Origin of the sequence: Hasllibacter halocynthiae (assembly GCF_003003095.1) — a bacterium.
Taxonomy (GTDB): Bacteria; Pseudomonadota; Alphaproteobacteria; order Rhodobacterales; family Rhodobacteraceae; genus Hasllibacter; species Hasllibacter halocynthiae.
In genome coordinates this window covers 25,778-38,954 of record NZ_PVTT01000002.1, presented here as the reverse complement: position 1 = coordinate 38,954, position 13,177 = coordinate 25,778, and the positions used below count along the sequence as shown (strand labels likewise).

Annotated in this window: 17 protein-coding genes; 6 read left to right on the top strand and 11 right to left on the bottom strand. The window is 69.3% G+C overall.

The genetic code is table 11. The annotated features are described in order from the left end of the window. Positions 1–7: 7 nt before the first annotated feature. Positions 8–607 (top strand): 2-hydroxychromene-2-carboxylate isomerase, encoded by a 600-nt coding sequence (locus BCF33_RS07140; RefSeq protein WP_106160289.1) that lies wholly within the window; start codon positions 8–10, stop codon positions 605–607. Between the two features lie 5 nt (positions 608–612). Beyond that, positions 613–1,311: an alpha/beta fold hydrolase gene (locus tag BCF33_RS07135; protein WP_158259372.1), complete on the top strand. Its 699-nt coding sequence runs from the start codon at positions 613–615 to the stop codon at positions 1,309–1,311. A gap of 38 nt (positions 1,312–1,349) precedes the next feature. On the opposite strand, the gene BCF33_RS07130 is transcribed toward BCF33_RS07135, so the two are convergent. The 7 genes from BCF33_RS07130 to BCF33_RS07100 all read right to left on the bottom strand — a co-directional run bounded on the left by BCF33_RS07130 (position 1,350) and on the right by BCF33_RS07100 (position 6,963). Continuing rightward, the gene (locus BCF33_RS07130; protein WP_106160288.1) at positions 1,350–2,372 is read right to left on the bottom strand and encodes a threonine aldolase family protein; all 1,023 of its coding nucleotides are present in this window, start codon (positions 2,370–2,372) and stop codon (positions 1,350–1,352) included. Further along, positions 2,369–2,812 carry a YcgN family cysteine cluster protein gene (locus BCF33_RS07125; RefSeq protein ID WP_106160287.1) on the bottom strand — a complete coding sequence of 148 codons (444 nt, stop codon included), beginning with the start codon at positions 2,810–2,812 and terminating at the stop codon, positions 2,369–2,371. The genes BCF33_RS07130 and BCF33_RS07125 overlap by 4 nt, the downstream gene beginning before the upstream one ends. After that, positions 2,809–3,744, bottom strand: coding sequence for a bifunctional riboflavin kinase/FAD synthetase (locus BCF33_RS07120; RefSeq protein WP_106160286.1), 936 nt, complete (start codon positions 3,742–3,744; stop codon positions 2,809–2,811). Before BCF33_RS07120 ends, BCF33_RS07125 begins: the two co-directional genes overlap by 4 nt. Positions 3,745–3,828: 84 nt before the next feature. Next, complete coding sequence (locus tag BCF33_RS07115; protein ID WP_106160285.1) at positions 3,829–4,704, bottom strand: TIGR01459 family HAD-type hydrolase; 876 nt, start codon at positions 4,702–4,704, stop codon at positions 3,829–3,831. A 40-nt stretch (positions 4,705–4,744) separates the two neighbouring features. Next, positions 4,745–5,524: an isocitrate lyase/phosphoenolpyruvate mutase family protein gene (locus BCF33_RS07110; RefSeq protein ID WP_106160284.1), complete on the bottom strand. Its 780-nt coding sequence runs from the start codon at positions 5,522–5,524 to the stop codon at positions 4,745–4,747. A 76-nt stretch (positions 5,525–5,600) separates the two neighbouring features. Next, positions 5,601–6,509: a manganese-dependent inorganic pyrophosphatase gene (locus BCF33_RS07105; RefSeq protein WP_106160283.1), complete on the bottom strand. Its 909-nt coding sequence runs from the start codon at positions 6,507–6,509 to the stop codon at positions 5,601–5,603. 55 nt (positions 6,510–6,564) lie between these two features. Further along, positions 6,565–6,963 carry a hypothetical protein gene (locus BCF33_RS07100; protein WP_146132795.1) on the bottom strand — a complete coding sequence of 133 codons (399 nt, stop codon included), beginning with the start codon at positions 6,961–6,963 and terminating at the stop codon, positions 6,565–6,567. A gap of 211 nt (positions 6,964–7,174) precedes the next feature. On the opposite strand from BCF33_RS07100, the gene BCF33_RS07095 reads away from it, so the two are divergent. From BCF33_RS07095 to BCF33_RS07085, 3 genes are all read left to right on the top strand, one after another. Beyond that, complete coding sequence (locus BCF33_RS07095; protein WP_106160281.1) at positions 7,175–7,462, top strand: co-chaperone GroES; 288 nt, start codon at positions 7,175–7,177, stop codon at positions 7,460–7,462. A gap of 57 nt (positions 7,463–7,519) precedes the next feature. Then, on the top strand, positions 7,520–9,160 hold the full coding sequence (gene groL / locus BCF33_RS07090; RefSeq protein WP_106160280.1) for a chaperonin GroEL: 1,641 nt from the start codon (positions 7,520–7,522) through the stop codon (positions 9,158–9,160). A 172-nt stretch (positions 9,161–9,332) separates the two neighbouring features. Beyond that, positions 9,333–9,719: a PRC-barrel domain-containing protein gene (locus BCF33_RS07085; RefSeq protein ID WP_245883766.1), complete on the top strand. Its 387-nt coding sequence runs from the start codon at positions 9,333–9,335 to the stop codon at positions 9,717–9,719. Positions 9,720–9,943: 224 nt separating this feature from the next. On the opposite strand, the gene BCF33_RS07080 is transcribed toward BCF33_RS07085, so the two are convergent. Beyond that, positions 9,944–10,405 carry an NUDIX domain-containing protein gene (locus tag BCF33_RS07080; RefSeq protein WP_106160279.1) on the bottom strand — a complete coding sequence of 154 codons (462 nt, stop codon included), beginning with the start codon at positions 10,403–10,405 and terminating at the stop codon, positions 9,944–9,946. 68 nt (positions 10,406–10,473) lie between these two features. Here BCF33_RS07080 and BCF33_RS07075 point away from each other — a divergent pair, with 68 nt between their 5' ends. Next, positions 10,474–11,190, top strand: a complete 717-nt coding sequence (locus BCF33_RS07075) for a lipase family protein (RefSeq protein ID WP_106160278.1) — start codon at positions 10,474–10,476, stop codon at positions 11,188–11,190. 35 nt (positions 11,191–11,225) lie between these two features. On the opposite strand, the gene BCF33_RS07070 is transcribed toward BCF33_RS07075, so the two are convergent. Genes BCF33_RS07070 through BCF33_RS07060 form a run of 3 tightly spaced genes read right to left on the bottom strand, consistent with a single transcriptional unit; the run spans position 11,226 to position 12,994 of the window. Further along, positions 11,226–12,290, bottom strand: coding sequence for a 5-(carboxyamino)imidazole ribonucleotide synthase (locus tag BCF33_RS07070; RefSeq protein WP_106160277.1), 1,065 nt, complete (start codon positions 12,288–12,290; stop codon positions 11,226–11,228). Next, on the bottom strand, positions 12,290–12,760 hold the full coding sequence (purE, locus tag BCF33_RS07065) for a 5-(carboxyamino)imidazole ribonucleotide mutase (protein WP_106161432.1): 471 nt from the start codon (positions 12,758–12,760) through the stop codon (positions 12,290–12,292). The genes BCF33_RS07070 and purE overlap by 1 nt, the downstream gene beginning before the upstream one ends. Positions 12,761–12,796: 36 nt before the next feature. Beyond that, the gene (locus BCF33_RS07060) at positions 12,797–12,994 is read right to left on the bottom strand and encodes a YdcH family protein (RefSeq protein ID WP_106161430.1); all 198 of its coding nucleotides are present in this window, start codon (positions 12,992–12,994) and stop codon (positions 12,797–12,799) included. Between the last annotated feature and the right edge of the window lie 183 nt (positions 12,995–13,177).

Sequence of the window (13,177 nt, the reverse complement as noted above, 5' to 3'; positions counted from 1 at the left end):
GGGACGCATGCCGACGCTCGATTATTATTTCGCCACCGTCAGCCCCTACACCTATCTCGCAGGCACCCGGCTGGAGGAGATCGCCGCGCGGCATGGGCTGCGGATCGTCTACAAGCCGCTCGACGTGGTCGCGCTCTTCGGGCGGACGGGCGGCGTGAAGCCCGCGGATCGCCATGAGAGCCGCAAGGAATACCGCCTGCAGGAGCTGCGCCGCCAGTCGGCGAAGGCGGGCCTGCCGCTGAATCTACGACCGGCGCATTGGCCGACGAACCCCGCCCCGTCCTCCTACGCGATCATCGCGGCGCAGAACGAAGGGGGCGGCGACCTCGGCGGCCTCGTCCATGGCTTCACCCGCGCCTGCTGGGCCGAGGAGCGCGACATCGCGGAGGATGCGGTGATCCGCGATGTGCTTCAGGCCAACGGGTTCGATCCCGCGCTCGCCGGCAGGGGGCTGTTGGCCGGCGCGGATCAGTACGGCCGCAACCTCGAGGATGCCGTCGCCGCCGGTGCGTTCGGCGCGCCCTTCTACATCACCGAGGGCGACGAGCGGTTCTGGGGACAGGACCGCCTCGACGACCTGGCGCTGCATCTGGACGGCAAGCTCTGAGGCGGGTGCTCGTCCACTGCTCCCTCGCCCATGCGGGCGCTTGGGACGGGCTCGTACGTGCGGCGGGCTGGGACGACGTCCTCCGGGTCGAGCTGCCGGGTCACGGGCGGGCGCCCGATTGGGACGGCGGGCCTTATCTCGCGCAGGCGCGGGGGCTGGTCCTGAAGGCGCTTCGGGACGGCCCCGCGCATCTTGTCGGGCACAGCTTCGGCGGGGTCGCCGCGCTGGCCGCCGCGCTGGAACTCCCGGGGGTCGTCTCGCGCCTCTCGCTGATCGAGCCGGTCCTCTTCGCGGCCGCCGCGCCGGAGCAACGCGCCGCGGGGGATGCCGCCTTCGCGCCCTTCGCGGAGGCATGGCGCGCGGGTGACCGGGAGAGTGCGGCGCGGGCCTTTCTGTCGGTCTGGGGCGGCGGGATGCCTTGGGATGCGATGCCCGAGCCGGTCCGACGCTACGCCGTGGACCGCATCCACTTGATCCCGGCCGCCGACGCCGACCTGAACGCGGACCGGGAGGGGCTGATCCCGCGTCTCGGATCGCTCGCGGTGCCGGTGGACCTGATCGGTGGGTCGCGGAGTCCGGCGGTGGCGGGAATCATCCTCGATGAGCTGGCGGAGCGGTTGCCAGACGCGCGGCGGGCGGTGGTGGAGGGGGCCGGGCACATGGCGCCGATAAGCCACTCCCAGGAGGTCGCAGGATTCCTGTAGGGCGGTGCCCACTCCCCGATGGCGGAACGGATCCTGCCCTACAGAAGTCCCAGAAGCCCCTCGATCTCCTCCTCGGTCGTCGTCCACCCGCACACCATCCGGCAAAGCACCGTCTCTTCCGGACGGTCCTCCGAGGGCTCGCCCTCCCAAGGGTAGAATCTCACACCCGCATCCCACAGGCGCAGCACCTCGCCGGCCGGTAGGCGCGGAAAGAGAAGGTTCGCCTCGACCGCATGGGCGATCTCGATCCCCTTGCCCTGCAGGCCGTCGACCAGCGCGGTGGCCATCGCGTTGGCGTGGCGCGCGTTTCGTTCCCAGACATCCAGATAGCCGGCCATCTGCGCCGAAAGGTAGCGATGCTTGGAGAAGAGATGCGCGCCGCGCTTGCGACGAAGCTGGAACTCCCAGTCGTGGGATGGGTCTTGGAAGACGACCGCTTCGACCCCCATCGCGCCGTTCTTCGTCGCGCCGAAGGTCACGGCGTCGAAGTCCCGAACCATTTCGTCCGGGCCGCAGCCCAGCGAGACGAGAGCGTTGGCGAAGCGGGCGCCGTCCATGTGGAGGGGCAGCTTGCCGGCCGCGCCGCGCAGCGCCGCCAGATGGTCCAGCGAATGCACCGTGCCCAGCTCGGTCGCCTGGGTCACCGTCACCGGGCCGCGTTGGGGGCCGTGAACGCCACGCGCCTCCTCCCGCGCGATCGCCGCCGCCAGGTCCCCGGGCGCCATCCGCCCGTCCGGCGAGGGCACCAGCGTCAGCTTCGCGCCGCCGGTGAAGAACTCCGGCGCGTTGCACTCGTCCTTGTGGACGTGCGCGTCTTCCGAGCAGAAGATCGCCGACCAGGGCTTCGCAAGGCAGGCCAGCGCCAGGCTGTTGCCCGCCGTTCCCGTCGCCACCAGCCGCACCGACGCATCCGGCCAGCCGAGCAGTTCCCTCAGCCGCTCGCCCACGGCCTCCATTTCAAGTTCGGCCCCATAGGCGCCCGCGTGACCCTCGTCGGCGGCGCGCAGCGCCTCCCAGACCTTCGGGTGGACCGGGCCCGTGTTGTCGGATGCGAAGTTCACGTCGGCTCCTCCACCAGCATCTCCTCCCAGTCCTCCTCGTCCACCTCGGTCTCCGGAACGGTCCAGCCCTGCGCGGAGACGCCCGCCACGTGCACGGAAGCCGGATCGCCCGTCAGCAGCGGGTGCCAGCCGGGAAGGTCGTTCCCTTCGTGAAGCCGCTTGTAGGCGCAGGTCTCGGGTAGCCAGTAGGCATGCCGTCCGACCGTCCGGGGCGTCAGCACCACGCATTCGGGCACGTGCCGCGTCCGGTTCGGGTAGTCCATGCAGCGGCAGCTGTCCCCGTCGAACAGCCGGCAGGCCACGCGCGTCAGGTGGACCTTCCCGGTGTCGGCATCCTCCAGCTTGTTCAGGCAGCACTTGCCGCAGCCGTCGCAGAGCGCCTCCCACTCCTCCCGCGACAGGTCGCAGAGGCGGTGCCGTTCCCAGAACCGGTCCCTCATGCGAGGCACTTCCGTGCCTCGGCGACGTCCTCGCGCATCCGGGCGAGGAAGGCCTCCTGGGTGGGGAAGACCCCTTCCGGGCGGATGAAGCGGGCGAGCCCGACCGACAGGGTCTCGCCGTAGAGGTCGCCGTCGAAGTCCAGGATGAACGTCTCCAGGTTCGGCGTCCCGCCACCGTACTGGGGCCGCACGCCCAGCGAGGCGGCGCCGTCGTAGCGGCCGGCATGGGGTCCCGACAGCACGTCGGCGCGGACGGCATAGACCCCGAAGCGCGGCCTGTGCAGCCCTCCGAGCGAAAGGTTCGCTGTCGGAAAGCCCAAGGTGCGGCCCCGCTTCTCGCCGTGCTCGACCGGGCCGACGATGCGGTGCAGATGGCCGAGCATCCGCGCCGCCTCCTCCGGGCGGCCCTCGCTCAGCGCCGCGCGGATCGCGGTCGAGGACACCTCCGCCCCCTGGAGGTCGACGACGGGCAGCGCCGTGGTCCCGATACCCCGGGCCCCGCATAGCGCCGCCAGCGCCTCGGCATCCCCCTCGCGATCCTTGCCGAATCGGAAGTCCGCGCCCGTCACGACGTGCGACAGCCCGAGGCCTCGATGGATCACCTCGTCGACGAACCCCTCCGCGCCCAGCGCGGCGAGCCGATCGTCGAACGGCACCTCGAACACGACGTCCACGCCGAGCTGGGCGAGGCGCTCGGCCCGGGCGGCGGGGGACATCAGCCGGAACGGTCCGCTCTGGGGGGCGAAATGCTCGCGCGGGTGCGGCTCGAAGGTGAGCACCGCGAGCGGGGCGCCGCGCCGTTCGGCCTCGACGCGGGCAGCTTCGATGACCGCGCGATGGCCGAGATGCACGCCGTCGAAATTGCCCATGGCCGCCACGCAGCCGGCCGGTGCCTCGCCGCGGTCGCGGCCCCTGATGACGAGCGTCTCCATCGCCGCGCGGGCTAGCGGCGGGCGGGGCGGGGGGCAAGCGGGGCACGAGGGTGCCGGGACGGCCGCATGCCGGTGGACCTGCCCTCAGCGAAGGCGGCCCATGACGTAATCTGGCGTGACGCCTTCCGCTTCGAGGTAGCCGAGCAGGCGCCGCTCGTCGGGGCCGCCGGTCGGTCCGGTTCCGGTGTCCCGCGCGGCGAGGCCGCCGGCCAGGAAGAGGCTGTCCAACCCTTCGCCCTGCGCGCCGAGAATGTCGGTTCCCACCCCGTCGCCGATGCAAAGGATCTCCTCGTCCGGGATGTCCGCGATTCGGGCCAGCCGCCGCCGGGCGAGGTCGTAGATCGGCGGGTGCGGCTTGCCGAAGTAGAGGCTCTCGCCGCCCATCTCGGTGTAGAGGGCGGCCAGCGCCCCCGCGCACCATTCGCGCCGCTCGCCCCGGTCGACGACGATGTCGGGGTTCGCGCAGAGCAGCTTGAGGCCCCGCTGCTTGGCGGCGAGGAATTGCGGCCGGTAGACGGCGGGGTCGGCGAATGGATCCTCGGGCCCGAGGGCGACGATGCCCTCCGCCTGGTCGAGGGGCACCCGCTCGATGGGAAGGGGATCCGCGACGATGGCGGGCGCCTCGAAGAAGTCGAAATCGCCGAACTCGCCGATGGACCAGACCTTCCGGCCCACCATCCCTCGGAACATGGCCGCCCGCGCGCTGTCGCCGGAGGTGGCGATCGCGTCCCAGCAGTCCTCCGGCACGCCGAGCTGCTCGAGCTGCGCCATCACGCCCGTGCGCGGACGGGGCGAGTTGGTGAGGAGCACGACGATGCCACCCGCATCCGCGAAGGCGCGAAGGGCCGCCACCGCCTCGGGGAAGGCGCGCACGCCATCATGGACGCAGCCCCAGAGATCCACGAACGCGGCGCGGTAGCTCGGGGCGATCTCGGCGAGGGAGGAGATGATCCGGGTCATGCCCCGCGACCTACCTTGCCCCCCAACGGGGGCAAGGCCGTCATCCGAGGAAACGGTCGACCTCGTCGGCGGGGGGCGCATGACGCAGCGCCGTGATCCGCCCCTCCCCGAGGAGCGGCGCCGCGGCGTCGAGGAGCGTGCGCTGCACAAGACGCATCGGCGTCGAACCCAGCGAGACCCGAGCGACGCCGAGCGCTGCGTAATGTGCCAGGTCGCTTCCCAAGGCATCGCCGGCCGCGAGGACGTTGACCGGCGGGCCGATCGCCACGATGCGCCGGATCGCGTCGTCGTCCGGCAGCGCGGGCGCGTAGAGGCAGTCCGCCCCGGCCCCCGCGAAGGCCGTCAGCCGTCGCACCGCCTCGGCCACGTCGTAGGCGCCGTGCATCACCCCGTCGGCGCGGGCCGTCAGGTGCAGCCCCTGGGCCCGGCAAGCCGCGGCGGCGGCCCCGACCCGGGCAACGGCTTCCTCGAGCGGATAGGGCGCGGCATCGCGGCGATGATCCTCGACGCTGATCCCGGCGGCCCCTGTCGCCGCGGCGCGTGCGACGATCCCGACGAAATCCTCCGGCACCCTCGCGAACCCGTCCTCGAAGTCGATGGCCAGCGGCACGTCCACCGCCCCCGCAAGCGCCGCGGCTTGTCCCAGCGCCTCGTCCAAGGTCACGGCCCCGTCGGTCCGCCCGAGGGTGAAGGCATGGGCCACCGACGAGGTGGCGACGGCCTTGGCCCCCAGGCCTTCGAACAGTCGGGCGGTACCGCGGTCCCAGGCGTTGGCGAGAACGAAGGAGTCACCGGGGACATGAAGGTCGCGAAGATTCATGGCGAGCCTCCAGAGGATGGATCGCTGCCCCCTGAAATGCGCCGGCCCGTCCAGGCGACCCGGAACCGGCGTGATGCTACGCCTTCAGCGCCGGGATGATCTGCTTTTTGCGGCTCATGACCCCCGGCAGCACGACGACGTCGCCCTCCGCCTTCGCGCCGAAGCTCTTCTCGGCGACCCCGCGGGAGAGGTCGGAGGACAGGAGGAGATGTGCCTCCTCCCGCAGGATGTCGACGACGAAGAGCAGCACCTCGTTCAGGCCGTCCTCGACGGCGACCTTCGGCATCGCGTCGAGGAGGGCGTCCTTCCGCCCGAGGATCTGCTCGGGGGAGGTCGTCTCGAGCACGGAGACGCGGAACCGCAGAGAGCCGACCTCGACCTCCTTGGAGTCCATGCGGATAAGCTCGGCCTCCGAGAAGGCCGAGACGTCGGACTTCGCGGCGAACATCTCGGCCGCATAGTCGGGGATCGAGACGCCGAGACCTTCCGCCAGCCTCTCGGCCAAGTCGCGGTCGCGGGGTGTGGTGGTCGGCGAGCGGAACTCGAGCGTGTCGGACAGGATCGCGGAGAGGGCCGCGCCGCGCACGCCTTCGGGGGCGGACATCACGCGCTCGTCGCCCATCATCTCGGCCATGACGGTGACGGTGCAGGCCAGCGGCCGGATGGTGACGTCGATGGGCCCCGCGGTCTCGATGCCGCCGACGAGGCGGTGATGGTCGATGATCCCGATCACATCGGCATCCGCGAGGTCGGGCAACTCGGCGGGGTTGTTCGTGTCCACGACCACCACGTCGCCCGTCGCCGCCTCGATCACCTCGGGCCTCTCCAGCGACCAGCGGTCCAGGACGAAGAGGGCTTCGGTGTTTGGCTCGCCGAGGAGGGCAGGGCGCGCCTCGCGGCCGGATCCGTTCAGATGCCAGGCCCAGAGGATGGGTGCGGCGGTGGAGTCGGTGTCGGGGGACTTGTGACCGAATACTCGGATCATGGGGGCCTCTCGCGGATCGGATATGCCGGGGCCTTAGCGCCGCCCGATCGAGGTGTCACCTGGTCGGGAATCCCTGCGCCTCGCGGCTCTGCCGCCTGAGCCAGTCGACCTGCGCCTGCCGCACGATGCCCTGCGAAGGCATGGTCTCGTAGCTGACGCCGGCCTCGGTTGCGACAGTGCGGATCTGAAACGCCTCCGCGCCTTCGGCGTCTCCGTCCATGAAGATCATCACGCTCGGATCACGGCCGGTCAACTCGGCGGCGAACAAGGCCTGATGGATGCTGTCGAACGAACTCCGCCCTTCGATCCCGAACTCCCAGATCTCGTCCTCGGTCAAGCAGTCGGCGACGACGAAGTGGCGGATGCCTTCAACGTCGTAGTACAACCGTACCTGATCCTCGCCTCCGAGGATGACGGTGCACACGAACGCGCCCATCTGGAGCTCTTCCCACATCTCCTGCAACATGGACAGGATCTATGGTGCATGGCGAGGATTCCTAGCCGCAGCACGGAAGAATTAAGATCTGGTTAACGCCATGCCATCCACCGTCGAATTATCCGCCCCTCGGACCTGTTGACGCCCGCGCGCCGCTCTCCTAACTCGCCAGCGTTGGCACTCTCCTCTGGTGAGTGCCAGAGGTAGACAACAGGTAGAGGAGCCGATCATGGCCTTCACTCCGCTGCACGACCGCGTGCTCGTCAAGCGCGTCGAGTCCGACGAGAAGACCAAGGGCGGTCTGATCATCCCCGACACCGCCAAGGAGAAGCCCGCCGAGGGCGAGGTGGTCTCCGTCGGGGAAGGCGCGCGCAAGGATTCCGGCGAGCTGATCGCCCCCGCCGTCAAGGCCGGCGACAAGGTGCTGTTTGGCAAGTGGTCCGGCACCGAGGTCACCCTCGACGGCGAGGAGATGCTGATCATGAAGGAGAGCGACATCATGGGGATCATCGCCTGAAGGCGATCTGCCGCTAGTCGCTTCCTTCGGAACGAAATACCCAGTTAGGAGAAGAACATGGCCAAGGACGTCAAGTTCGACACCGATGCCCGCAGCCGGATGCTGCGCGGCGTGAACATCCTCGCCGACGCGGTGAAGGTCACGCTCGGCCCCAAGGGCCGCAACGTCGTCCTCGAGAAGTCGTTCGGCGCCCCGCGGATCACCAAGGACGGCGTCTCCGTCGCCAAGGAGATCGAGCTGGAGGACAAGTTCGAGAACATGGGCGCGCAGATGGTCAAGGAAGTGGCCCAGCGCACCAATGACGAGGCGGGCGACGGCACCACGACCGCGACCGTGCTGGCCCAGGCCATCGTCAAGGAGGGCATGAAGTCGGTCGCCGCCGGCATGAATCCGATGGACCTCAAGCGCGGCATCGACCTAGCCACGCAGCGCGTCGTCCAGTTCATCAAGGACAGCGCCCGCGAGGTTGGCGACAGCGCCGAGGTCGCGCAGGTCGGCACCATCTCCGCGAACGGCGAGACCGAGATCGGCCGGCAGATCGCCGACGCAATGCAGAAGGTCGGCAACGACGGCGTCATCACCGTCGAGGAGAACAAGGGCCTCGAGACCGAGACCGAAGTGGTCGAGGGCATGCAGTTCGACCGCGGCTACCTCTCGCCCTACTTCGTGACCAACCCCGACAAGATGACCGCCGAGCTCGAGGACGCCGTCATCCTGCTGCACGAGAAGAAGCTCTCCTCGCTGCAGCCGATGGTTCCGCTGCTCGAGTCGGTGATCCAGTCCCAGAAGCCGCTGATCATCGTGGCCGAGGACGTCGAGGGCGAGGCGCTCGCCACGCTCGTGGTCAACAAGCTGCGCGGCGGCCTGAAGATCGCGGCCGTGAAGGCGCCGGGCTTCGGCGATCGCCGCAAGGCCATGCTGCAGGACATCGCGATCCTGACCGGCGGGCAGGTCATCTCCGAGGATCTCGGCATGAAGCTCGAGAACGTGACCATGGACATGCTGGGCACCGCCAAGCGCGTCTCGATCACGAAGGACGAGACCACGATCGTGGACGGCGCCGGCGAGAAGGCCGAGATCGAGGCCCGCGTCTCGCAGATCCGCCAGCAGATCGAGGAGACCACCTCCGACTACGACCGCGAGAAGCTGCAGGAGCGGGTCGCCAAGCTGGCCGGCGGCGTCGCCGTCATCCGCGTCGGCGGCATGACCGAGGTCGAGGTGAAGGAGCGCAAGGACCGCGTCGACGACGCGCTGAACGCCACGCGCGCGGCCGTGCAGGAAGGCATCGTCGTCGGTGGCGGCGTGTCCCTCGTCCAGGGTGCGAAGGCGCTCGACGGGCTGGAGGGCGAGAACTCGGACCAGGCGGCCGGCATCGCGATCGTCCGCCGGGCGCTCGAGTCGCCGCTCCGCCAGATCGCCGAGAACTCCGGCGTCGACGGCTCGGTCGTCGCGGGCAAGATCCGCGAATCCTCGGACACCGCGTTCGGCTTCAACGCCCAGACGGAGGAGTACGGCGACCTGTTCTCCTTCGGGGTGATCGATCCGGCCAAGGTGGTCCGCACCGCGCTGGAGGACGCTGCGTCGGTGGCCGGCCTCCTGATCACCACCGAGGCGATGGTGGCCGAGAAGCCGAAGAAGGAAGAGGCCGGCGCCGGTGGCGGCATGCCCGACATGGGCGGCATGGGCGGCATGATGTAGGTCGGCCCATTCCGACCCGTGGAAGGGGCGCCTCAGGGCGCCCCTTTTCGTTCATGAGCAATCTTTTGCAGACAATCGATCTTTCTGCGGTCCTTTGGTGATTTCACGGAAACAGTTCCTCCCCCCTTCGGCGTTGTTCCGACGCACACGCCTAAGACAACGGAGGTTCATCATGACCGACACCGCCATGCATTCCGGGCAGCCCACCGACAAGAACGAGACGGGCAACCTCATCTCCTCGTCCAAGGTCGAGGGTACTGCGGTCTACGGCGCCGGCGACGACAAGGTCGGTAGCATCGACCACCTGATGATCGACAAGATGTCCGGCCGCGTCGCCTACGCCGTCATGGATTTCGGCGGCTTCCTCGGGATGGGGAAGGATCACTACCCCGTGCCGTGGTCCAAGCTGACCTACGATACCTCGCTCGACGGCTACCGCACCGACATCACCGAGGAGCAGCTGAAGGGCGCGCCCGAGCGGACCCAGAACTGGGCCAGCGACCGCGATTGGGAGGATCGGACCCACACCTACTACGGCGTAGCCGCCTACTACGTCTAGGACCGACCGCGGCTTTCATTCCTCGCAAACGGGAATGAAGGCCCACCTGCCAAGTCCGCTTGATGCGGACTTGGCAGGAAGCGCGGTTCGGCACTCATCATGCAACTCGTCTGGTCATGCCAACGCTCTTGGCTTGACGATTGTGAACGGGTAGCCTGCCCAACCCACGGAAGCCGCAGTTCATTCGTCGATCTCGTGGTATGTTGCCTCGATCAGTCGTTGCGTCAGCGAAGCAGTGGCTCCAGTGGATCGTAGCCTATCCCTCGTGCCCAGGCAGCGGCCGGAAGGGAAGCGGGACGCAGCCTCTTGGCCGTCGTCATGTCCTCGGCCTCGGGGCGGCTGATCCAAAGGCGGCGGGTGACGACCCCTTCGGGATCGACATGAGCGGGATCGATATGGACCGGGTCCGTCCGCTCTACGACCAGCGTACAGCGGAAGAACATTTCGACTTGGTGAAACGGACGATCCGGGTCGTGGAACTCGTTGACGAGGCAGGGCGGCCCGACGCGAATCTCCAAGCCGGTCTCCTCCCGCACCTCGCGAACGAGATTGTCGGGCAGGGATTGGTGCATCTCCGCGCCGCCGCCCGGCGCGCAGAAGAGATCGTGACGTCCTGGCCACGCGTTGACGACGAGGAGGCGACCACCGTGCACGAGCACGGCGCGCACTGCGAGACGGATCGGCATATGCGGCGGGGTAGGGACTTCCGCCGCGGCGTCAACCTTATGTCCGCCGTGCTCCGTCCTATGTTCGGATGATGCGAATCCTCGTTCTCTTCATCGTCCTCGCGCCCCTGCCGGTCTTTGCGGATTGCGCAGTGCTGTTGCACGGCCTTGCGCGGGGGCCATCGTCCCTACTCGTCCTCGAGGAGGCGCTGGAGGGGCAGGGCTACACCGTCGTCAACGACGGCTACCCCTCCACCGAGGAGAGCCTGCCCGACCTCATCGCCCGCATTCCGCAGGCGGTGTCGCGCTGCCCGGATGAGAGCACCGTCCATTTCGTCACCCATTCCATGGGCGGCATCCTGCTGCGCCTATGGGTCACGGAGGGCGGCGTGCCTGAGAGGATGGGGCGCACGGTGATGATGGCGCCGCCGAACCATGGCTCCGAGCTCGTCGATGCCTTGGGCGAGCTGCCGCCGTTCGAATGGGTCAACGGGCCGGCAGGCATGGCACTGGGCACGGACGGCCTGCCCGAAGCGCTGCCCGCCGCGAACTTCCCCGTGGGGGTGATCGCGGGGAACCGCTCGCTCAATCCGGTCTACTCGGCGGTGATCGAAGGGGCCGACGACGGCAAGGTCAGCGTCGCCTCCACGCGTCTCGAGGGGATGGCCGACCACATCGTGCTGCCGACGACGCACACGTTCATGATGAACAACCCGCTCGTCATCGCGGAAGTGATCGCCTTCCTGCGTGAGGGCCGGTTCGACCACGACCTGCGGATGACGGACGTGCTCGCGGACGGGCTCTGACCTTTGCGGGTCGGCCCCGTTCCGAACGGGAGGGGTCAGGCGCGGTTCGTCACGCGGTTCACATGGCCCATCTTGCGGCCCGGCCGGGGTTCCGCCTTGCCATAGAGGTGCAGCTGAACGCCCGGCTCGTTCGCGAGAGCCTCCGCCCTCAGCACTTCGTCGCCGAGGAGGTTCTCCATGACGACATCCGCATGACGCCTGCCGTCGCCGAGGGGCCAGCCCGCGACCGCCCTCACGTGCTGCTCGAACTGGTCCACCGCGCATCCCGCTTGCGTCCAGTGCCCCGAATTGTGCACGCGCGGGGCGATCTCGTTCACGATGAGGCCCGCGCCGGGTGTGACGAAGAACTCGACGCCCAGGACACCGACATAGTCGAGCGCATCGAGCATGCGGGCTGCCAGCAGCACCGCGTCCTGGCGCACCGATGCGGGGACGGGGGCCGGAACGGTCGTCGTGCGCAGGATCCCGTCTTCGTGGACGTTGAGGCCCGGGTCGAACGCCGCCGTCGCGCCATCCGCCCCACGCGCCGCGATCACGCTGATCTCGGACGAGAAGTCGATCCGGGCTTCCAGAATTGCGGGTGCGCCGGACATCTTCGCGAGCGCGGGACCGGCATCCGCCGGCGCGTTCACGGCGACCTGCCCCTTGCCGTCGTAACCAAGCCGCCGCGTCTTCAGGATCGCCGGGGTGCCGACCGCCGCCATCCCTGCCTCGAGCGACGCTGCGTCCCCGACCGGCGCGAAGGGCGCGGTGGCGAGGCCGATCTCGTTCAGGAACGTCTTCTCCGACAGACGGTCGGCGCTGACGTCGATGGCGCGCCGCGACGGGCGCAACGCATGGACCTCCTCCACGACGTCGAGGGCCCTGGGGGGGACGTTCTCCCATTCGTAGGTGATCGCGTCGCAGGCACGGGCGAAACGGCGCAGCGCATCGGCGTCGTCCCATCGCGCCGGATCGTGGAAGGCCACGTCGCCCGCCGGTGCCCGCGGGTCCGGGTCGTAGATGCGGACGCGCAGCCCCAGCCGCGCCGCCGCGAGCGCGAGCATTCGGCCCAGCTGGCCGCCGCCGAGGATGCCGATCGTCGAGCCGGAAGGAAGCATCACGCCGGCGTCTCGGGGATCGAGGCGGTCAGCGCCGCCCGCCAGGCGGCGAGCCGCTCGGCCAGCCGCTCGTCCGCGAGGGCGAGGATCTGGGCCGCCATCAGGCCGGCATTGGCCGCGCCCCCGATGGCCATCGTCGCGACGGGGTATCCCCGCGGCATCTGAACGATGGAGTGGAGCGAATCGACCCCTCCCAGCGCCTTGGTCTGAACGGGCACGCCGACCACCGGAAGCATGGTCTTCGAGGCCACCATGCCCGGCAGGTGGGCGGCCCCGCCGGCGCCCGCGACGATGACCCGGATGCCTCGCGCGGCGGCCTCGGATGGATAGGACCACAACCGATCGGGCGTGCGATGCGCCGAGACGACGCGCGCCTCGTGCGAAACCTCCAGCTCGTCCAGCACCTCGGCCGCGGCCTTCATGGTTGGCCAGTCCGAGGTGCTGCCCATGATGATCCCGACCTGCGGCATGGCGACGGCGGTAGCGCGTGGGGCGCAGACGCGCAATCAGGCGATGATGTCGGGGGTCAGCCGGTCATCCATGGCGGCGATCCGGTCCTTCAACGCCAGCTTGCGCTTCTTCAGGCGCCGCACCGCGAGCGGATCGCTCCCCCGTTCCTCAAGCGCCTCGATGGCGGTGGAGAGGTCGGCGTGCTCCTCCCGCAGGCGTGCCAGGCTCGCGCGCAGGACCTCCTCCTCGTTCATGACGGGGCCGGGGGGCTCGGCATGCGCGGGGCGGATCAAGGCCGGAACGACCTTTCCAAGCGGCACGTCTTCATCGGTCATGGTCGCAAGGATAGACCCATCCGCCGTCCTTGCACCAGCTTGCGGCGACATGCGGGCGCACCCATATTCGTTCCAGGCCGACGGCTGCCGCAGAGCGGGGCC